The following is a 19,632-nucleotide window of genomic DNA, read 5'->3' on the forward strand; positions in this document are numbered from 1 at the left end:
ATGCACCTGCTCAGGACCCAGCCCGGCGGATTCGTCTCGGATGACAACATTGCCGACCTTGGACAAACCCCCGCCGAGCTGGTGATCCTGTGCAGTGGCGATTCCAGCCTGGCGCTGCTCGCCGAAGCCGCGCAGCAATTGCCCGAGGATTACCCGAGCCTGCGTCTGGCCAATCCGATGCAGGTGCAGAATCACGCGTCGGTCGACTTGTACGTCGACGAAGTGCTACGCCACGCCAAGGTGATTTTGATTTCGCTGCACGGCGGCATTGCTTATTGGCGTTACGGCGTCGAGCGTCTGGTCGAGTTGGCCGAGCGCGGCGTGCAGGTGATTCTGGTGCCGGGCGATGACCGTCCCGATCCGGAGCTCAGCGACTTGAGCACCGTCAACGCTGAGGATCGCGACCGGCTCTGGCAGTTTTTGCGTCAGGGCGGCATGACCAACGCGCTGGATTTTTTCCGCTGTCTGGCCAGCCGTTGGCTCGCGCGTGATTACCCGTGGGACGAGCCGCAAACCCTGCCACGCACCGCGATTTATCACCCGAACAAAACCTCCGCTGCACTGAGTGACTGGCAAGCCGAATGGCTGCCCGAAAATCCGCTCGCGGCGGTGCTGTTTTACCGCTCGCACCTGCAAGCGGCGAACACCGCATTCATCGATGTTTTCTGCCAGCGCTTGCAGGCGGCGGGGCTTAACCCGTTGCCAATCGCCGTGGCCAGCCTGAAAGAACCCGGCTGCCTGGCGGTGGTCGAGGACTGGCTGGACGAAGTCGAGGCCGGGGTCATTCTCAACACCACCGGTTTCGCCCAATCCAGCCCGGAAGCACCCCATCTGCGGCCGTTTCGCCGCAATATCCCGGTGATTCAGGCGATTTGCGCGCAGGACAACGAACCCGGCTGGCGCGCCAGCGAACAGGGCCTCGGTCCACGCGATCTGGCGATGCACATTGCCTTGCCGGAACTTGACGGGCGCATCATCAGCCGGCCGATCAGCTTCAAGGATCTGGCCTGGCGCAGCGAGCGCAGTCAGTCCGATGTGGTCTGCTATCGCGCGCAACCCGAGCGTATGGATTTCGTCGCCGAACTCGCGCGGCGCTGGATCGAACTGGCACGTGTGCCCAACGCTGAAAAGCGTATCGCGCTGATCCTCGCCAACTACCCGACCCGCGACGGACGTATCGGCAACGGCGTCGGCCTCGATACGCCGGCGGCGGCGTTGAATATCCTGCGGGCCTTGCAGCAACAGGGTTATCCGTTACCGGCCGAACTGCCGGACAGCGGCACCGCGTTGATCGAGCAATTACTCGGTGGCGTCAGCAATGACCTCGACACGATTGACCTGCGCCCGTGCCAGCAAAGCCTGGCAATGGACGATTACCTGACGATGTTCAATGCACTGCCGCCAGCCAATCGTGACGCCGTGTTCGAGCGTTGGGGCGCGCCGCAAAACGACCCGATGTATCGCGACGGGCGAATGATGATCGCCGGGCTGCGATTCGGTCTGACTTTCGTCGGGATTCAGCCTGCGCGCGGTTATCAGGTGGATCCGAGCGCGGTCTATCACGACCCGGATCTGGTGCCGCCGCACGCTTATCTGGCGTTTTATTTCTGGTTGCGCAACACCTACGGCGCCCACGGCGTGATCCATGTCGGCAAGCACGGCAACCTCGAGTGGCTGCCGGGTAAAGGCGTCGGACTGTCGGAGAATTGCTGGCCGGACGCGCTGCTCGGGCCGCTGCCGAACATCTATCCGTTTATCGTCAACGACCCGGGCGAGGGCGCTCAAGCCAAGCGACGTACGCAAGCGGTGATCATCGATCACTTGATGCCGCCGCTGACCCGCGCCGAGACCTACGGCCCGCTGCGTAATCTGGAATTGCTCGCCGACGAATATTACGAAGCGCAACTGCTCGATCCGCGTCGTGCCCGCGAGTTACAGCGCGATATTCTGCAATTGGTGCGAGACACGCAGATCGACCGTGAACTGCAACTCGATGCCGGCCTGGACAGTGACGCCGATGCGGCGATCTGGCTGCCGCGTCTGGATACGTATCTGTGTGATCTGAAGGAATCGCAGATTCGCGATGGTTTGCACATTTTCGGTGAATCGCCAACCGGGCGCTTGCGCATTGATACCTTGCTGGCGCTGCTACGCATTCCGCGTGGTGATGGCAAAGGCGCGCAATCGAGTGTGCTGCGAGCCTTGGCCAAAGCGTTCGCACTCGGCTTCGATCCGCTTGACTGCGTGCTGGCCGAACCCTGGACTGGCCCGCGCCCGGTTGCACTGCAATCGCAAAGCGAGGAAGCCTGGCGCACCGCCGGCGACACCCGCGAACGCCTCGAACTGTTCGCCACCGAACTGATCTCCCAGTCATTGCAATCCCCTTGTAGGAGTGAGCCTGCTCGCGATAGCGGAAAGTCAGCCAACATTGATTTAACTGACACACTGCCATCGCGAGCAGGCTCACTCCTACAAGGACCGCAGTGGGCGGAGGTCAATGCGATCATCGACAATCTGCGCGACGTCGTCGCTCCACGCCTGGACGCCTGCGGCCCAGCGGAAATGCGCGGTTTGCTCGATGCCCTCAGCGGCCGTTTCGTCCCCGCCGGCCCCAGTGGCGCACCCAGTCGCGGCCGCCTCGACGTGCTGCCGACCGGGCGCAATTTCTACTCGGTGGACGTGCGCAATCTGCCGACCACCACCGCCTGGCGCATCGGTTTCCAGTCGGCGACGCTGATTCTTGAGCGGCACTTGCAGGATCACGGCGATCACCTGCGCCAGCTCGGGCTGTCCGTCTGGGGCACGGCGACCATGCGCACCGGCGGCGACGATATTGCGCAGGCCATGGCCCTGATGGGCGTGCGCCCGGTGTGGGCGACGGGCAGTCAGCGTGTCGATGATTTCGAGATTCTGCCGCTGAGTCTGCTCGACCGTCCGCGCGTCGATGTCACGCTGCGAGTCTCGGGATTCTTCCGCGATGCCTTCGCCAACCTGATTCGCCTGTTCGATGCCGCCGTGCAAGCGGTCGCCGCGCTGGACGAGCCGGACGATCTCAATCCGCTCGCCGCGAAAGTGCGCGCCGAGCGAGAGGCGCTGCTGCAATCGGGCCTCGACGAAGACACTGCGCGGCGTCAGGCCGGCTGGCGGATCTTCGGCGCCAAACCCGGTGCTTACGGCGCGGGCGTGCAGGGCGCGATTGATGGACGTCTATGGCAAACCCGCGAAGACCTCGCCGAGGTGTATCTGAACTGGGGCGCCTACGCCTATGGCGGTGCCGACGAGGGCACCGCCGCCCGCGAGCAATTCGTCCAGCGCCTGAGTCAGGTGCAGGCCGTTCTGCAGAATCAGGACAATCGCGAACACGACTTGCTCGATTCCAACGACTATTACCAATTCCAGGGCGGCATGCTCGCCGCCGTGGAAAGCCTGCGTGGAGAGGCCGCCGCCAGTTATCACGGCGATCACAGCCAGCCTGATCTGCCAAGGATTCGCACGCTCAAAGAAGAACTGAATCGGGTGATCCGCTCGCGGGCGGCGAATCCGAAATGGATCGACGGGGTCAAACGCCACGGCTATAAAGGCGCATTCGAGTTGGCGGCGACGGTCGATAACCTGTTCGCATTCGATGCGACCACGCAGTTGATCGACGATCATCAATACGCGCTGCTTGCCGATGCGTATCTGCTCGACCCGGCGACGCGCGAGTTTGTCCGCGAACATAACCCGCATGCCTTGCGCGACATGACCGAGCGCATGCTTGAAGCGCAGCAACGCGGCATGTGGCAGGAACCGGGTGCCTATAAAGAGGCACTGGAAAATCTCCTGCTGGACATAGAAGAAGACAGCTGACACAACCCGCTTCCACCGTTTGAAAATATTTCACCGACCATGATTGAGTATCGCAAATGACCGACACCCCGCATTTCCCGCTTTCCGCCGTGGTCGGCGCCGATGACCTTAAACTCGCCCTGTGCCTGACCGCCATCGACCCGAAAATTGGCGGCGTGCTGATCGAAGGCCCGCGCGGTATGGCCAAATCCACGCTGGCCCGAGGTTTGGCGGATCTGCTCGCCAGCGGCCAATTCGTCACGTTGCCATTGGGCGCGACCGAAGAACGTCTGGTCGGCACCCTCGACCTCGATGCGGCGCTGAGCGAGGGACGTGCGCAGTTCTCGCCTGGGGTGTTGGCCAAGGCCGACGGCGGCGTGCTCTACGTCGACGAGGTCAATTTGCTGCCCGATCACCTGGTGGATCTGCTGCTCGATGTCGCCGCCAGCGGCACCAACCTGATCGAGCGCGACGGCATTTCCCATCGCCATTCGGCGAAGTTCGTCCTGATCGGCACGATGAACCCGGAAGAGGGCGAATTGCGTCCGCAGTTGCTCGACCGATTTGGTTTGAACGTCGCCCTCAGCGGCAACACTGCACCCACCGAGCGCGGGCAGATCATCCGTCGTCGACTGGATTTCGACAGCGATCCGCAAGCTTTCTGTGCGCAATGGGACACGCAGCAGCACGCCCTGCGCGAACGCTGTGAGAGTGCGCGCATTGCCTTGGCCAGTATTCCGCTGGACGATGCCGCGCTGGCGCAAATCACTGAGCGCTGCTTTGCTGCCGGGGTCGACGGTTTGCGTGCCGATCTGGTCTGGTTGCGTGCGGCTCGCGCGCATGCCGCCTGGCGCGGCGCCGAGGTGATTGGCGCGGAAGACATCGACGCGGTGGCCGAATTTGCCCTGCGGCATCGGCGCCGCGAGCAGCCGGCCGGCAGTCCTCAGCCGCCTGCGCAAGCGCCGGCCAACGCTCAGGGCAACCCGAGCGAAGGGCAGGGCCAATGGGGCGACATGCCGGCGCCGGCACTCACCAGCGGCGTCCGCCGCGAAGTGCCGGTCTGGCCAAAAAAGCCCTAGGCATTCGCCCCCGATCCGACGCGGGGGCGAATGCCAGACCCCGCGCCGGAAAACTCGATCATGGCCGCCAAGGCAAGCGTCATGCTGCCCGCAACGGCGCGCTGAACTGGGCGGGTACTTTGCTCAACGGTCGCCCTCGGACCCGCGCCGACCTGTTGTTCCAGCAACGCACACGTTCGCCGCATGAACTGTGGCTGGTGATCGTCGATGCCTCGGCGTCGACTCGCCGGCATCAAGCCCTCAGCGATGCCAAAGGCCTGCTCGCGCAATTGTTCGATGACGCCTATCGACAGCGTGCACGTCTGGCATTGTTGACCGCCAGCGGGACGACGCCGCAATGGCAGGTGCAAGGTTTGAAAGCGTCCAGCGGTTTGCGCGTCTGGCTCGATGCGTTAGGAGCGGGCGGCGGCACGCCGTTGCTCGCGGCGCTAGAGCAGGCGCAGCAATGGCTGGCGTTGCGGCGTAAACGTTTTCCGGCCGAGCAGCAGCGCATGCTGCTGGTGACGGATGGGCGTTTGAAGGATTTGTCTGGATCGCCGTGGCTGGAATGCCCAGGGCTGTTGATCGACATCGAACGCGGGCCGATTCGGCTGGGGCGGGCGCGGGAGTTGGCCAGCGCGCTGGATCTGCAGTATCGGCACATCGATGATGTCGCTGTGGTCTGATCGGACCTCATCGCGGGCTAGCCTTCTCCTGCACCCGCAAACCTGCGGAAGCGTCGCTTGCCCGCGATGGCATCGACTCGGTGCGGATACCGCACAAGATAATCCGCAGCACTGCACTATGCTGTTGCGCAGCCCAATCACAAGGAGTGAGCGATGCGCATCCTGGTCAAAAACCCTCAAGACGATTTCCGCGTCAAGGCCTACGCCGGCACCAACGGCGTGCTGCTCGCCATCGATCTTGCCGCATCGCGGCGCAAAGGCCTGCTCGGGTTTGCCATCGAAAAGCAGCAGGGCGACAAACCCTGGCTGTTCCTCTTCAACAGCCTGACCTTTCCCGGCAAAGCTCACACCTTCGCGCAATTCCACGCCACGCCGAGCGATAAGGCGCCGCTGCAGAAATTCCGTTGGGCCGATTACGCGGTCAATCCGGGGATGACCCTTCAATACCGTGTTCATTTGGCCTACGGCACCGCCGACGCGCCGGAGTTGGGCGAATCACTGCAACTGACCATCACCTCTGACGACGGGCGTCCGTCTGATCAAAGCGTGATTTTCAATCGCGCCGTGGCCGCCAGTCAGGCCTTTCAGCGCAAGTTTCCCGACCTCGACGCGCAGATCAGCGCCAACAAGAACATGCCCATCGAGGCCTGGCCCGATGCTGCACGGCAATGGCTGGAAAACGGTCTGCTCGGGCGATTGCTGGGGTTTATCGAGCGTGCGGTCGACGGCCAGTGGGCGCTGGATATCGCGATCTACGAGTATCAGTTGCAGGCGATTGTCGATGCGGTCAACGCGGCGTTCGAACGCGGGGTCAAGGTTCGGGTGCTGTATCACGCGCGAGCGGATGACGAAGACACCGCCATCAATCAGGCGAGCCTGGCCAAACTGCCGACCGCCAGCAAGTGCGGGCGTGTTACCCACAACATTTTTCACAACAAGTTTATTGTTCTCAGCCGCCTCGATACGGCTGGCCAGCGTCAGCCGCTAGCAGTGTTGTGTGGCAGTACCAACTTCACTGCCAACGGTGTTTACCGGCAGGCCAACGTCGTGCACGTTCTCGATGATGGCGCGGTCAGCAGCCGCTATCTGCAAACCTTTGAAGAAATCTGGGCGACGCCGGCCGACGTCGGCGCAACTCGCGCCTGGATCAGCGAACACAACCCGATGGATCCGACCCAAACACTGTTCGCCGGCTTCTCGCCACGCAGCGGCGGCGCGGATTTGCGCGAGTTCGTCGAGATCATCGAGGCTGCTAAAAAAGACGTGTTGTTTGTCACCGCATTCAGCCTGCCCGACGCCATTCTCAACGCGCTGCTCGGCCAGCCGCACGACGACATCCTGCGTTTCGGCCTGCAAAACACTGCCAGCCGCATCACCGGATACCACGCCGATCGCAGCGCCGAATTTGCCGCCACCGCGCTGCTCAACACCGGTCTGGAAGGCTGGCTGCGCGAGAACATGAAAGGCCAGAAAGGCAATCTGCTGGTGCACACCAAAGCGGTGGTCACCGACTTCACCACCGACGCGCCGACCATCATCAGCGGCAGCCACAACCTCAGCACCTCGGCCAGCAACGGCAACGACGAGAACTACCTGATCATTCGCGGTGATACCGATCTGGCCGACCGCTATGGCTTGGAGTTGCTGCGCTTCTACGAGCACTACCGCTTTCGCTATTTCGCGAAGAAGCTGGCGTTGAAGCAGGTGCAGCCGTTGGCCGTGGATGACAGTTGGACTCACGATTATTACGTTGACGGGGATTTGCGACAGTTGTCTCGTTTGCGTTTTGCCGGACGTTAAACACCCATCGCCTGGCGATACTGCCGCGCTCGTCGACCTAGATATAACTGGTCCCGTATCAACGCCCAAAGCGCCGACACTCTTGGCTGCGGCTGGCGACCGCGGCTGAGACGATCGATCTGAAAACGCACCACCGCCATGTTCGCCAAAGACGCCAGCGCTTTGCGTTTCCAGCGAATCGGCGGCAGTTGTGGATTGCGTTCCAGGCCTTCGCGCCAGTGTTTGACCAGATGCGGTTCAAGGGTCAGCGCGGTGGCGATCCCGGCCATGGCGATGCCGCTGTCGAGCACTTGTTCGACCACGGCGAGACGACGAATGCCGCCAGTGACCATTACCGGCATGCGCGCGACACTGGCCAGTTCGCCGGCCATATCCAGAAAGTACGCTTCACGCGCCAGCGTCCGCCCGTCGCGGGCCTCGCCCTGCATCGCCGGTGCCTCATAGCTGCCGCCGGAGAGTTCGAGCAGGTCGATCGGGTATTGGTTGAGCCATTCGATCACCTGGCGCGCATCGTCGGTGTCGAAACCGCCGCGCTGGAAGTCCGCCGAATTGAGCTTCACCGCCACGCAAAACTGCGGCGAAACCGCCTGGCGCACCGCCTCGATCACCGACAGCAGCAGGCGCGCACGGTTTTCCAGCGAGCCGCCCCAGCGGTCGGTACGCCGATTGGTCAACGGAGACAAAAACTGACTGAGCAGATAGCCATGCGCAGCGTGAATCTGCACCCCGGTAAAACCGGCTTTCTCGGCGAGCGCCGCACTGTTGGCAAAGCGCTGAATGACTTCTTCGATGTCGCTTTCGCTCATCGGTTTGGGCTCGGCAAACATCTTCGAGAACTTGCCCAGGTCCAGCGCAACCGCCGACGGTGCCAACGCTTGCTGTCCAAGGTTGGCCATGGTCTGCCGCCCCGGGTGGTTGAGCTGCACCCAAAAGTGCGCGCCGCCACTGCGACCGATGCTGGCCCACTGGCGGAATTGCTGCAGGTGGCGTTCGTCTTCGAGCACTACGCCACCGGGGCCGGTCATGGCGCGTCGATCAATCATCACGTTGCCGGTCAGCAACAGCCCGGCGCCGCCTTCAGCCCAGGCTTGATACAAGCGGAATAGTTCGCCAGAAGGCGCCTGTTCGCGGTCGGCAAGGTTTTCTTCCATGGCCGCTTTGGCGATACGGTTATCGAGCGACTGACCGTTGGGCAGATTGAGTATTTGAAAGGGCGACATGCTTGACTCCTCATCAGTAATGGAGCGAGGCTAAGCTTAAAGTTAACTTTAATGTCAAGCGGGCAAACGGGGTTGCAATGAAAATTGGTGAATTGGCGCAGATGAGTGGGCTGAGCGCTTCGCGCATTCGCTTTTATGAAGCGCAGGGCCTGATCCCCAAGGTCGAGCGGCAGGGCAACGGTTATCGGCGCTATCCGCCGCAAGTGCTGCAAACCCTGAACATCATTCAGCGTGCACAACAGGCGGGTTTCAGTCTCGATGAGCTTAAATTGCTGCTGCCAGACCCGCTGACCGGGGAGTTCAATGAAGACGACCTGGTGTCGAGCCTGAGCCGCAAAGTCGAGCAGATCGAGGCGATGCAGTTGCATCTGGCACAAAGCAGAGAGCAACTATTGGCGGTGATCGACGACATTCGCAGCCGACCGGACGGTATGGGCTGTAACGCCAATGCGGAAAGGGTATTGAAGTCTTTCAAGCACTGACTTCGGGTTGTAGTACAGATTTTGAAATGATTTGTTGCTGTAGGAAAAGTGGCCTGAGCCTGTAGGCTTCAAGGCCATTTTTCATTCAGGAATTACATGAACACCCTCTCGGAGCCTCCCCCGTCTCTGCCACAGAGAACCTCCTTTTCGCGCCATGGCGCGGTCTTGACGCACTCGCAGCATCCAGTTTTCCGACACCCGACTATCGTTGATAACGCGGCTCCTGAGCCTTCGCGTTGCGCTTTGCCGTGTCCGGCAGCCTGAATTCACTGAAGAGAGATCGAGACGTTTTATGGAATGGTTAGCGGATCCCACGGCCTGGTTAGGCTTGTTGACTCTGATCGTGCTGGAACTGGTGCTGGGCATCGACAACCTGGTGTTCATCGCAATCCTCGCCGACAAACTGCCGCCGCATCAACGTGATCGCGCGCGCATCATCGGCCTGTCTTTGGCGCTGATCATGCGCCTGGGCCTGTTGGCGAGTATTTCCTGGCTGGTCACCCTCACGCAGCCGTTGTTCGAAATCTTCGACAAGAGCTTCTCCGGCCGTGACCTGATCATGCTGTTCGGTGGCGTGTTCCTGTTGTTCAAAGCGACCATGGAGCTGCATGAGCGCCTTGAAGGGCATGTCGGCGAGCGCTCGAGCAATACCGCTTATGCGTTGTTCTGGCCGATTGTCGCGCAGATCGTCGTGCTCGACGCGGTGTTCTCGCTGGACGCAGTGATTACCGCTGTGGGCATGGTTGATGAGCTCGCGGTGATGATGATCGCGGTGATCATTTCCATCGGCCTGATGATCGTCGCCAGCAAGCCGTTGACGCGCTTCGTCAATGCGCACCCGACGGTGATCATGCTGTGCCTGGGCTTTTTGATGATGATCGGTTTTGCCCTGACGGCTGAAGGTCTGGGGTTCCACATTCCGAAAGGCTACTTGTACGCGGCGATCGGTTTCTCGATCCTGATCGAGGTGTTCAACCAGATCGCCCGCGCCCGTCGCAAGCGTTCGATGCAAGGCCTGCGTCCGATGCGTGAACGCACGGCACACGCGGTAATGCGTCTGCTCGGTGGTCGCAAACTGGCGGTGGAAGAGGTCGGTGAGGAAATTTCCGATCTGCTCGACAACGGTGAAGCGCCGAATGCGGAGCTGTTCGACCGCCGCGAGCGGGTGATGATCAGCGGTGTACTGCAACTGGCCGAACGACCGATTCGCAACCTGATGACAGTACGCGCCGATGTCGACTGGATTGATCTGGCCGACGACGCTGAGACAATTCGTACGAAGCTGATGCATTCGTCGTACTCGCGTCTGCCGTTGATTCGTGACGGTGCGGTGGATGAGCCGTTGGGTTTCGTGCACAAGAAGGAGTTGCTCAAGGAGTATCTGGCCGGCACCGAGCCGAACCTGGAACATCTGGCGCGCAAGACCATCAACCTGCTCGACAGCTATTCGATCCTCAACGCGCTGGAACAGATGCGCGCGGCCTCGACGCACATTGCCTTTGTGGTCAACGAGTTTGGCGATTTTGTCGGTGTATTGACCATGACCGACATTCTCGAATCGATCGCCGGCGAGTTGCCTGATGCCAGCGAAATCGAAGGCCCGGATGTCGTCGAGGAGCAGGGCGGGTTTCTGGTCAGCGGCGCGTTGAACCTGGCGCGGGTTCGTCAGCGCACCGGGTTTGGCGCCGAGCCGACCGAGGATTATCAAACCATGGCCGGGCTGGTCATGAGCCTGCTGGATCGTTTGCCGGTGATTGGCGATCGACTGGTGCACGAAGGCTGGCGGATGACTGTGAAAGCGGTTGAAGAGCGACGCGTGACGCGGGTGTTGTTGGAGCGTGATACCGCATAAAGATCACGGCGCCTGTTCCGGCCCTATCGCGGGCAAGCCAGCTCCCACAGGTTTATCGGGTGCTCATCGATTTTGGGTACACCATCAATCTTGTGGGAGCAGCTCCCACATGTTCCGGGTGAGATCATTGAAAGTGTGTACGCCTGAATACGCTGTGGCAGCTGGCTTGCCAGCGATGGCAATCCATCTGCCGATACACAGTTTACTTGTGAAAAGTGTAGCGATCCTTGCCCGTATGCTTTGACTCATACAACGCCGCATCTGCCTTGACCAGCGCCTGCGTCAGCGAATCGTCGTCTTCCACCCGGGTCACGCCGATACTGATCGTCACCGGATACCGGGTCGGTTGCTCCCGCACCACGCGGCACAATTCGCCCGCCAGCGCTGCAACCTCCTCGCGCTGCACTCCCGCCAGATAAATTGCAAACTCCTCGCCACCCAGGCGTGCGTAATCGAACTGCTGCATGACCTTTTTGATATCGGCAGCGATGCGTTTCAGCACCTCATCGCCGATGTCGTGGCCATAGGTATCGTTGACCTTCTTGAAGTTGTCGATGTCGATCATCAACAGGTAGTGGTCATGCACGCGAGGCTCTGCCCGCAGGTGTTTTTCCGCGAGGGTCATGAACGATCGACGATTGGGGATTTCCGTCAGCGTGTCGTTGTAGGCCTGATCCAGCAGCAGCCTGGACATGATGTAGTTGTACAGTTTGGCTTCGCGCAGCTTGAGGAACGTGTAAATCGTCAACGCACAGAGAAACACGCTGTAGCAGGCGGTCAGTACGCCCCTGAGTTCAAGCAGGCTGGTGGTGGTGTTGATAAACGGGTTGAGCAGCAGCCAGATCAGGAACTGCACGATAAAGAATGCCCGGCGACTCAGCGGCAGTACCGAGAAACTGTAGAGCATGGCGGCCGCAGCGAGCACCAGCCAGGAGCTGTGTACGGCCGGGGGCAAGCCGCTGACGATCAATCGAATACCCACGGTCAGGCCCACTACCAGCAACACCGCCAGAACATCGAAATGTCGGGCCTGGCGGGTAAACCACAACACCATGGTCAGCACAGAGAAAAACGCCACGAATAGCATTGATCGCCAGGTGAATCCCTGACCGCCAAGGAGACTGACGATCAAGTCGAAGATCAGCCACATGGCGATGCTGACGATAAAGATCAACAGGCTGAAGGAATGCAGGCGCTCGAATTCGTGCTGGACAAACTCGGCCCGCAATTCAGCGGGCGCGGTTTTTTTCAGGACCTCGTCTTCAATGATTTTGTACATTGCCGGCCTTGCGCTGGTTGTCGAGAATCACCCGGCCCCACGGGCGATAGCGCAGAGAAAACACCGCGCTGGCGTGACAACCGCTCGACGTCACATCCGGGGCGGCAGGCTCGGCGTGGAACGGCTGGCCGTCACCACTGACCTGGCGGAACGCTTCTCGCACGATACCGACGGAGCAGGGCAGTTCGCTGGCATAGCTGCTGCGCACCACGGGCGACAAGCGGCCGGTACCGGCGCCATCCTGCCACCAGACCTGAACGCCCGCAGCGCTCAACTCGCCCAGCCATTGCGCGTTGATGTTCGGCGCGAGCTTGCCGGCGCTGAATGCACTGACGTGCAGCGGTGCGTCGAGTTTGCCGGCGAGGCCTTTGAGCTGACGTTGCAGCGTTGCCCGGCGATCCGCCGCGAGGAAGTGCAAGTCATCCAGCTCCAGCGGCAGATACCAGCCACTCACCGGCAGCTTCCAGTCCTCGCGCAGCTTCTGCTGCTGCGCCAGCGATTGGCCCAGTTGCGCTTGCCAGTATTTAGCGAGACCGGCGCTGTCCAGTTCGTCGATACGCTGGTAATAGGCCGGATCCATCTTCAACCCGAGTACCAGTTGCAGTCCTTGTTGTTGTGCCAGTTGCAGACTGTTGGCGAGCCAGCCGCTAGCGCCGCCGAAGTCTGAGTCGCCGTAAGCGGTCCACTGTACGATCAGCGTACGCGTGCCTTGTTTCGCCGTGTCTTGCCATATCCGTAGCCACTGCGCCTGAGTGAGACCCGCATCGACATTCAACGGTTGATAGAACACGCGCTCATCGCCTCGCGCGACCACAGTGCCCAGCAGCAGGCAGACAAACAGCATCCATCGAGCCATCAGAAATTCCACTCCACGCCCAGCAGCACACCATTGCCACCTTCATACAGATTGCCGCCCAGCGCCTGTTGATACTCGGTTCGCACTGTCAGCTTCGAGCGGTAGGCGTTATAGCGGTCATCGTCGTACCACCATTGCCAGCGCAAACCGACCCCGGTGCGCAGATCCTGCCGCCAGTCGTTGCTTGGATCCTGGCTGGCAAACTCAAGAAAGCCATACGGCATGATCGTCTGCGCACCGTTGAACGGCAGCTTCCATGTATGCCCTTGCTGGAACCGCGACAGCCACTGATGATCGCCGGCCTTGGTCCACCATGCGGCATCGAGGTAGAGGAAGCGTTCATCCCAGTCGCTTTCGTCGACGCGCCAGTCGTTGCGGTATTTGCCCTGATCGAGAAACGATGCGGTGGCGCGCAACAGGTAGTCGGTGGTGGTGTGTCCGTCCTGACGATGATCGTCGAGTTGATCCGAGAGCTTGTCCGGATTGATCAACTGGCCAAGGCTGAGGCCATGATTGTCCTGGTCATCGAACTGGCTCTGTTTGTAGATCTCGCCATAGAAGTTGATGTTCTGCGTGCCCCACGGCTTGTAGCGCAGACCGACGCCCGCCGCGACGGATTCGGCGTAACTGGAGCGGCTCTGACCACCCAGCAGCACACGGCCGTAGACCGACAACGAACTGCCGGCGCGACTCGGTTCTTCACCGAGGGCGTGATCCCACATCGCAACCTGGACGTTTTGCGAGTTCGGGCTGCGATTCGAGCCTTGGCTTTTGTCATTGCGCAGGAAGTCGTTGGTCGATACGCCGGCCGGTGACCAGGTGCTGGCGATGGTGAAGTTGTCCCGGCGAGACAAGGCTTCATGGGCGCGCCGCTGACGATAACGCCGGGCTTCCATGCTGCCATCTTCATCGTCGGCAGCCACCGGGTTCTGTTCGAGATCGATGACGCGGCGCAGTTCTTTGCGCGCCGAAGCGCTGTCCTCTACCTCGTCATAACGCCAGGCGAGGGTTTCGCCGAGGTGATAATCCTCGGGGAAGTCGCGGGTAGCCTGCTGCAGATAAGGGATGGCTGTGGCGCGTTGTTCACGGGTGGCGGCGCCCGCAAGGCGCATGCCGTAATCGGCGCGATAACGCGGATTGCCCGGCTCACGCCGCACGGCTTCGGCCAGCCATGCATTGCTTTGCGCAAGATCGCCGGCTTTCTGTGCCGTGACCGAGGCCGCGTAGAAATGCCCGGCATCCGGGGCTGTTTGCAGGGCCTGACGTTGTCGTTGCAACGCTTGTGCATGGTCGCCGCGAGCATCGGCGACTGCCGCACCCAATGCCCATTCATTGGCGCCGCGTGTGCTGCTTTGCTGCCAGAACCGTTCGGCAGCTTGATTGTCGCCCGCGTTCAGCGCGCTGCGACTCGCGGTCAGGCGGGCGTTGTCGCTGAGTTGCGCCGCGGGAATGCTGCGCCAGATGGCCAATGCAGCGGTGGAATCGCCAGCGGCTTCCAGCGCGTAGGCCAACGGCAAACGACTGCTGCGGTCACCGAGCTTTTCTGCCTGCTGGTAATAAACCACGGCTTCGCCCGGACGATCGGGCATCGCACAGCGGCCAAGGGCGCGATAGTCGCCGATGGCTTGCGGGTGGTCGCCGACGGCTTGTTGCACGACATCGCACTGGCCTTTTTCCGCGAGCTGCGCGAGCAGTTGACCGCGAGTGGCGCCGTCGACATGCCCGAGCAGCGACGTCATACGCCGTTGTTGCTGTGCCGTGATATCGCTGGATGAAGCATACAGACCGGCCAGCCGTTGCAGCGCGGCGCCGGGCAGACGTCCGTCATGGCGGTCATAAGCGGTTTCCAGCAGTTGCTGTGCGTGTTGGCGGTCGCCGCTATTGAGTGCGAGGAAACTCGCCTGATTCAGCGACGCCAGGTTGCCGGTCTGACGGTAATGGTATTCCCACAGGGTTTGCTCTTCGGTGCGCCGGCCCATGGTCTGCGCCAGTTCGGCGCGGCGTTTGACCACGGCGGGCGTTTGCGTCTGGCCGGCCAGCCAGACCATGACTTTGCTGCTGTCGCCCTGTTCCTGCCAGACATCCACCAACTGCGCCTGACGACGGCTGTCCCACGGCTCCGGCAAACGAGTGTTTTGCAACAGATCGGTGGCTTGCAGGCGCTGGGCAAGCACCAGCCATTTTTGTGGATCATCCGTTGGCTGGCAGCCGCGCAATTGCGTCAGCGCGGCTTCCGGGTCGTGACGCGACAGCCAATCGGCAGTTTCCAGGCAAGGTCGCTGCAAATCGTTGCTCAGGCGTTGCACGGTGGGTACATCATCGGTCTGCCGTGCCAGTTCCCAAAGACGCTGGCGTTGCGCCGGATCGGCCAGATCGGAGGCGGGCAACGATTGCAACCAGCGTTGTGCCTGCTGATCGTGACCCATGGCGATGGCGCGATCGACCATCGCCAGACGCGCTTGGCGCGCGGCTTCCGGTGTCGGCGCCTGTTGCAGCAATTGTTGCAAGGGTTTTTCGTCGAGGCGTTGAACATAAGCGTTGGCCAGGCGTTGCCAGCCTTCGGCATCCAGTTGTTTTTTCGCCGCCAGCGGCGCCAATTGTTCGATGGTGCCCGTCCAGTCGCGCAGTTGCTCTGACCAATTGGCACGCGCCAGGCGCAGGATGTTGTCGTCCCCTCGGGGCGCCAGTTGGGCGAGCCAGTCGTGCGCCTTGGCCGCGCCGCCGAACTTGGCCAGACTCAAGCTATAGGCCTGCCACAGACGTATGCGGTCATTCAGGTCGCTGGTGGCCATCCATTGTTCGACCTGGGTGCTGCTCGGCGGATCCTGTTCGATCCAGGTCAGGCGCAAATCGAGCACGGCTGCGCTGTCATTGTTCGGCAGCGCCTGGACGGCGTCGCCATAGCGCCGTTGTCTGGCCAGCGATTCCACCAGCAGGGCGCGTGCCTCGTCATTTTTCGGGACTTTTTCCAGCAAGTGCCGCATCAGTCGTTCGACTTCTTTCCAGTTGCCCTTTTTTGCTTCGCGGTAGCTGCGATCCATGTAGGGGTAACTGCGGAACTGTTCGAAATCGCTCAGCGGCGCGGCGTGCAGCGGATACGCCGTACTCATGCCGAGCAGCAGGCTACCTATCAACAGGGTGTGACGGTGCACAGGCTTCATGCAGCCTCCCGAACGATGCGGTAGGCGGCTTGTTGTTCGCTGGCCTGATCTGCAAGGGCCTGATCGAGTACTTCCTGGGTGATCATGCCGCGGGAAATCAGATGTTCGCCGAGTGACATGTTTTCGGCGTCGAAATCGATCAATGCCTGATTGAACAGGGTGGGTGGCACCATCCCGCGTACCTGCAGCAAATTGCCCAGCAACACCTGATGGCGGCTGACGCGTTCCAGCAAGGCTTCATCGTCCTGATGACGCTCAAGCACTTCAAGCATATGACGCACTTCCTCATTCTGTCGGTGACTGGCGTACCAGTGACGAATCCCCAAAGTCACACGGCCCTGCGGTGCCAGTCGGCAGCGTACTGGGCGTTTCAATTGACGGCTGATCGCACCGAGCGATACCTGACTGACCGGACCTTCCGACGCCAGCACCAGGGTTTCACCATCTTCAGCCACCGGCAGCACGCCATAATGCGATGCCACACGGCGCGGCACGGCGTCGATCAGGCGTTTGTCGAGTTTGAATGGGTTGAGCGGCGCCCACTCCAGATCAAGTTGTTCGGCCAGTGCCTGCACCAGTTGCGTGCTGTCGATGTATTCGCGCAACAACAATTCACGTCCCAGACGTCGACGTACCGGACTGGTGATCGCCGCTTCCAGTTGTTCCTCGGTCAGCAGGCCTTTTTCCACCAGACGATGGCCCAGCGGTGTGCGTTGGGCTTTGGTCAGGGCGGGGAATTCATGGGTGGTCTTGTCCCACGCCACGCGCCGGGAGTCGCCCATCTCCATGACTTGTTTCAGCGCGCGCAGATTGGCGAAGAAGTTGACGAAGTTGCTCCACATCATTCGTGGTGCCGACAGCAGGCCCTCGCCCAGTCCGTAATAACGGGTGACGAACCAGCCGCGCTGAAACAGCCGGTTGAGCAGCATGAAGCCGTTCAGCCAAAGCAATATCGGCAGCAGAGAGCTGTCGGAAAGAATTGACGGATAGCGCCACGACTCGGGAGAAATCACCGTCACCAGCCACATCACCATCAAGACCACGAACAGCAGGTTGACGAGGAAGCTCAGCATGTAGGCGATCAGGCCGCGCCGGTCGCGCCAGAGGAAATAGTTGAGCAGACCCTTGCGGCTCCAGCCGAGGTTCTTGGTGCCCTGAAACACGATGCCGACAATCCAACGCGATTTCTGCCGGATCGCATGCTGCAAATCCCGAGGGAAATGCTCACGGACACAGATCACTTGGGAGAACTCGCGGTTCATGCCGAACACCCACGGTTGCTCCAGCGCCAGTTTCGGATCGCTGACCGAGTAGCGGGCGAAAATGCACTTCATGCCTTTTTGCTTGAGACGGAAACCGATGTCGTAGTCCTCGGTGAGACTCTGCACATCGAAAGCGATACCGTCGCCGTCTTCGAGCAGGGCGCTGATGGCCTTGCGGCTGAAGCAGGTGCCGACGCCAGCGCTGGGCACCTGACCGGTCAAGGCCTCGCGGACGATGACGTCCTTGCCGTGGTTCTCGGCGAACTCATCGACATAGTGGCCGGCAGTGAAGCCTTTCCACTCCGGCGCGTATGGGTAGACCGGGATCTGGATCAGGTCCTTGTTCGGCAGCAGATAGTTGAACAGGCGCAATTCCATCGGTGAAATCACGTCTTCGGCGTCGTGCAGGATGAACCCGGCGAACTGGATTTTCGCCTCGCTTTCAAAGCGCAGGATCGCGTCGATGATGTTGTTCAGGCAGTCGGCCTTGCTGGTCGGGCCGGGGCGCGCGCAGACCACTTTGTGCACGTTGGGGTAGTGCTGGCAGACCGCATCGACGTCCGCTTGAGTTTCGGCGTCGTTGGGATAGGTGCCGACAAAAATCTGGTAGTTCTCATAGTCGATGGTCGAGGCGGCCAGGCGCGCCATTTCGCCGACCACACCGACTTCATTCCATGCCGGCACCATGATCGCCAGTGGTTTTTCCGGGATCGCGTACAGGCGCTCTTCATCGGCGCGGTCGAATTTTTCGTAGATCCGCCAGCGCCGGATCAGCTTGCGGGACCAGTACACGAGGTCGATGAACAGATCATCGAGACCGAGGACGAACATCAGCAGGGCGAGGGCAATCGCCACATATTTGAGACCGAACAGCACATACGCAAAAAAGTCGACCCAACCCAGACTCATACCCCTTCACCCGCCGCCGAGCGAGTGCTCAGCCAGGCGTGGAGGCGGGTGGCAATCAATTCGCTGGCGTGGCCATCGCCATAAGGGAAATGCACACGGCTCATGCGCGTATAGGTCTCTTCGTCGTCGAGCAGTTGTGCGGCTTCCTTGACGATGCGGGTCTTGTCGGTGCCGACCAGCAGCATGGTGCCGCTTTCCAGCACCGATGGCCGTTCAGTGACATCGCGCAGCACCAGCAGGGGTTTGCCGATCGCCGGCGCTTCTTCCTGTACACCGCCGGAATCGGTGAGGATGAAGTGCGCACGGCCCATCAGCCAGACGAAATTCGGGTAGTCCTGCGGCGCAACCAGATAGATGTTCGGTTTATTGGCAAGCATGCCGTACACCACTTCCTGCACCAGCGGATTGAGGTGTACCGGATAAACGAATTGCACCTGCGGATAGCGCTCGGCCAGTTCGGCCAGCGCCTCACAGATGTTGCGGAAACCGTCGCCGAGGTTTTCCCGTCGATGGCTGGTGATGAGAATCATCTTGCGCTGATCATCGAGTACGGCCAACGGCGAATCCGCTGCCGGGTGCCAACCGGTTTGCTGCTGTTGCGCGCGCATCCACAGCAAGGCATCAATGACGGTGTTACCGGTGATTTCAATGTTGTCCTCAGGCACGCCTTCGCGCAGCAGGTTGGCGGCGGATTTCGAGGTCGGCGGAAAGTGCAGGTCAGCGATGACGCCGGTCAGGCGCCGATTGGCTTCCTCCGGCCAGGGCGCGCGCAGATTGCCGGTACGCAGGCCTGCTTCAACGTGACCGATGGGCAGTTGCCGATTGAAGGCGGCGAGGGCGGCAATGAAGCTGGTGGTGGTGTCGCCGTGGACAAGCACGATGTCGGGCTTGACCCGTGCATAGGCTTGATCCAGTTGCGCCAGCAGATTTTGCGAAAGACCGTTGAGGGTCTGGCCCTGAGTCATCACTTGCAGGTCTTCGTCGACCGAAAGTTCGAAGGCATCGAGCACTTGCGTGAGCATCTCGCGATGCTGGCCGGTAGAACAGATGTTCAGTTGGATGTCCGGCCACTGACGCAGAACCCGAGCGAGCGGGGCCATTTTGATGGCCTCCGGACGAGTACCGAAAACCATCATGACTTTGAAAGACATTGACCCCTCCTGGGACATGGCAACGCCAGGGCAAAAGCGCCTTTGACGTGTGTTCTCTTGCTGAGAAATAAAGGAAAGCAGCCGGATG

General features: G+C 60.9%; 12 protein-coding genes. 6 read left to right on the forward strand and 6 right to left on the reverse strand.

Features of this window, described 5'->3' with window-relative positions; translation table 11 throughout:
• From cobN to QOL84_RS04475, 4 genes are all read left to right on the forward strand, one after another.
• Entirely contained in the window at positions 1-3,849 is a 3,849-nt protein-coding gene (gene cobN, locus QOL84_RS04460) for a cobaltochelatase subunit CobN (protein WP_283436340.1), read from the forward strand.
• 56 nt (positions 3,850-3,905) lie between these two features.
• On the forward strand, positions 3,906-4,907 hold the full coding sequence (locus QOL84_RS04465) for a magnesium chelatase ATPase subunit I (RefSeq protein ID WP_283436341.1): 1,002 nt from the start codon (positions 3,906-3,908) through the stop codon (positions 4,905-4,907).
• Complete coding sequence (locus QOL84_RS04470) at positions 4,832-5,572, forward strand: vWA domain-containing protein (RefSeq protein ID WP_283436342.1); 741 nt, start codon at positions 4,832-4,834, stop codon at positions 5,570-5,572. The genes QOL84_RS04465 and QOL84_RS04470 overlap by 76 nt, the downstream gene beginning before the upstream one ends.
• Positions 5,573-5,725: 153 nt before the next feature.
• Complete coding sequence (locus QOL84_RS04475; protein ID WP_283436343.1) at positions 5,726-7,372, forward strand: phospholipase D-like domain-containing protein; 1,647 nt, start codon at positions 5,726-5,728, stop codon at positions 7,370-7,372.
• Here QOL84_RS04475 and QOL84_RS04480 read toward each other — a convergent pair.
• On the reverse strand, positions 7,369-8,592 hold the full coding sequence (locus QOL84_RS04480) for an NADH:flavin oxidoreductase/NADH oxidase family protein (protein WP_283436344.1): 1,224 nt from the start codon (positions 8,590-8,592) through the stop codon (positions 7,369-7,371). The genes QOL84_RS04475 and QOL84_RS04480 overlap by 4 nt on opposite strands.
• Positions 8,593-8,669: 77 nt before the next feature.
• Between QOL84_RS04480 and QOL84_RS04485 the strand changes: the two genes are divergently transcribed.
• Together QOL84_RS04485 and QOL84_RS04490 are read left to right on the forward strand one after the other, a co-directional pair.
• Positions 8,670-9,074 carry a MerR family transcriptional regulator gene (locus QOL84_RS04485; protein WP_283436345.1) on the forward strand — a complete coding sequence of 135 codons (405 nt, stop codon included), beginning with the start codon at positions 8,670-8,672 and terminating at the stop codon, positions 9,072-9,074.
• Positions 9,075-9,366: 292 nt separating this feature from the next.
• Positions 9,367-10,926, forward strand: a complete 1,560-nt coding sequence (locus tag QOL84_RS04490; RefSeq protein ID WP_129394135.1) for a TerC family protein — start codon at positions 9,367-9,369, stop codon at positions 10,924-10,926.
• A gap of 202 nt (positions 10,927-11,128) precedes the next feature.
• Here the strand turns inward: QOL84_RS04490 and QOL84_RS04495 are convergent, their stop codons facing one another.
• Genes QOL84_RS04495 through wecB form a run of 5 tightly spaced genes read right to left on the reverse strand, consistent with a single transcriptional unit; the run spans position 11,129 to position 19,544 of the window.
• Entirely contained in the window at positions 11,129-12,205 is a 1,077-nt protein-coding gene (locus QOL84_RS04495; RefSeq protein WP_283436346.1) for a GGDEF domain-containing protein, read from the reverse strand.
• Positions 12,189-13,061, reverse strand: coding sequence for a DUF4434 family protein (locus tag QOL84_RS04500; protein ID WP_283436347.1), 873 nt, complete (start codon positions 13,059-13,061; stop codon positions 12,189-12,191). The genes QOL84_RS04495 and QOL84_RS04500 overlap by 17 nt, the downstream gene beginning before the upstream one ends.
• Positions 13,061-16,222: an NfrA family protein gene (locus tag QOL84_RS04505; protein WP_283436348.1), complete on the reverse strand. Its 3,162-nt coding sequence runs from the start codon at positions 16,220-16,222 to the stop codon at positions 13,061-13,063. The genes QOL84_RS04500 and QOL84_RS04505 overlap by 1 nt, the downstream gene beginning before the upstream one ends.
• Positions 16,219-18,393: a cyclic di-3',5'-guanylate-activated glycosyltransferase NfrB gene (gene nfrB, locus QOL84_RS04510; RefSeq protein WP_129394127.1), complete on the reverse strand. Its 2,175-nt coding sequence runs from the start codon at positions 18,391-18,393 to the stop codon at positions 16,219-16,221. The genes QOL84_RS04505 and nfrB overlap by 4 nt, the downstream gene beginning before the upstream one ends.
• A complete protein-coding gene (gene wecB, locus QOL84_RS04515) occupies positions 18,390-19,544 on the reverse strand; it encodes a non-hydrolyzing UDP-N-acetylglucosamine 2-epimerase (RefSeq protein ID WP_283436349.1) in 1,155 nt (384 codons plus the stop codon). Before wecB ends, nfrB begins: the two co-directional genes overlap by 4 nt.
• Between the last annotated feature and the right edge of the window lie 88 nt (positions 19,545-19,632).

The sequence above is a fragment of the Pseudomonas helmanticensis genome (assembly GCF_900182985.1).
Lineage (GTDB): Bacteria > Pseudomonadota > Gammaproteobacteria > Pseudomonadales > Pseudomonadaceae > Aquipseudomonas > Aquipseudomonas helmanticensis.

Excerpts from the sequence above, each read along its gene's own strand:
- cobN (WP_283436340.1), top strand. The coding sequence starts at position 1 with ATGCACCTGCTCAGGACCCAGCCCGGCGGATTCGTCTCGGATGACAAC.
- QOL84_RS04465 (WP_283436341.1), top strand. The coding sequence starts at position 3,906 with ATGACCGACACCCCGCATTTCCCGCTTTCCGCCGTGGTCGGCGCCGAT.
- QOL84_RS04470 (WP_283436342.1), top strand. The coding sequence starts at position 4,832 with ATGGGGCGACATGCCGGCGCCGGCACTCACCAGCGGCGTCCGCCGCGA.
- QOL84_RS04475 (WP_283436343.1), top strand. The coding sequence starts at position 5,726 with ATGCGCATCCTGGTCAAAAACCCTCAAGACGATTTCCGCGTCAAGGCC.
- QOL84_RS04480 (WP_283436344.1), bottom strand. The coding sequence starts at position 8,592 with ATGTCGCCCTTTCAAATACTCAATCTGCCCAACGGTCAGTCGCTCGAT.
- QOL84_RS04485 (WP_283436345.1), top strand. The coding sequence starts at position 8,670 with ATGAAAATTGGTGAATTGGCGCAGATGAGTGGGCTGAGCGCTTCGCGC.
- QOL84_RS04490 (WP_129394135.1), top strand. The coding sequence starts at position 9,367 with ATGGAATGGTTAGCGGATCCCACGGCCTGGTTAGGCTTGTTGACTCTG.
- QOL84_RS04495 (WP_283436346.1), bottom strand. The coding sequence starts at position 12,205 with ATGTACAAAATCATTGAAGACGAGGTCCTGAAAAAAACCGCGCCCGCT.
- QOL84_RS04500 (WP_283436347.1), bottom strand. The coding sequence starts at position 13,061 with ATGGCTCGATGGATGCTGTTTGTCTGCCTGCTGCTGGGCACTGTGGTC.
- QOL84_RS04505 (WP_283436348.1), bottom strand. The coding sequence starts at position 16,222 with ATGAAGCCTGTGCACCGTCACACCCTGTTGATAGGTAGCCTGCTGCTC.
- nfrB (WP_129394127.1), bottom strand. The coding sequence starts at position 18,393 with ATGAGTCTGGGTTGGGTCGACTTTTTTGCGTATGTGCTGTTCGGTCTC.
- wecB (WP_283436349.1), bottom strand. The coding sequence starts at position 19,544 with ATGTCTTTCAAAGTCATGATGGTTTTCGGTACTCGTCCGGAGGCCATC.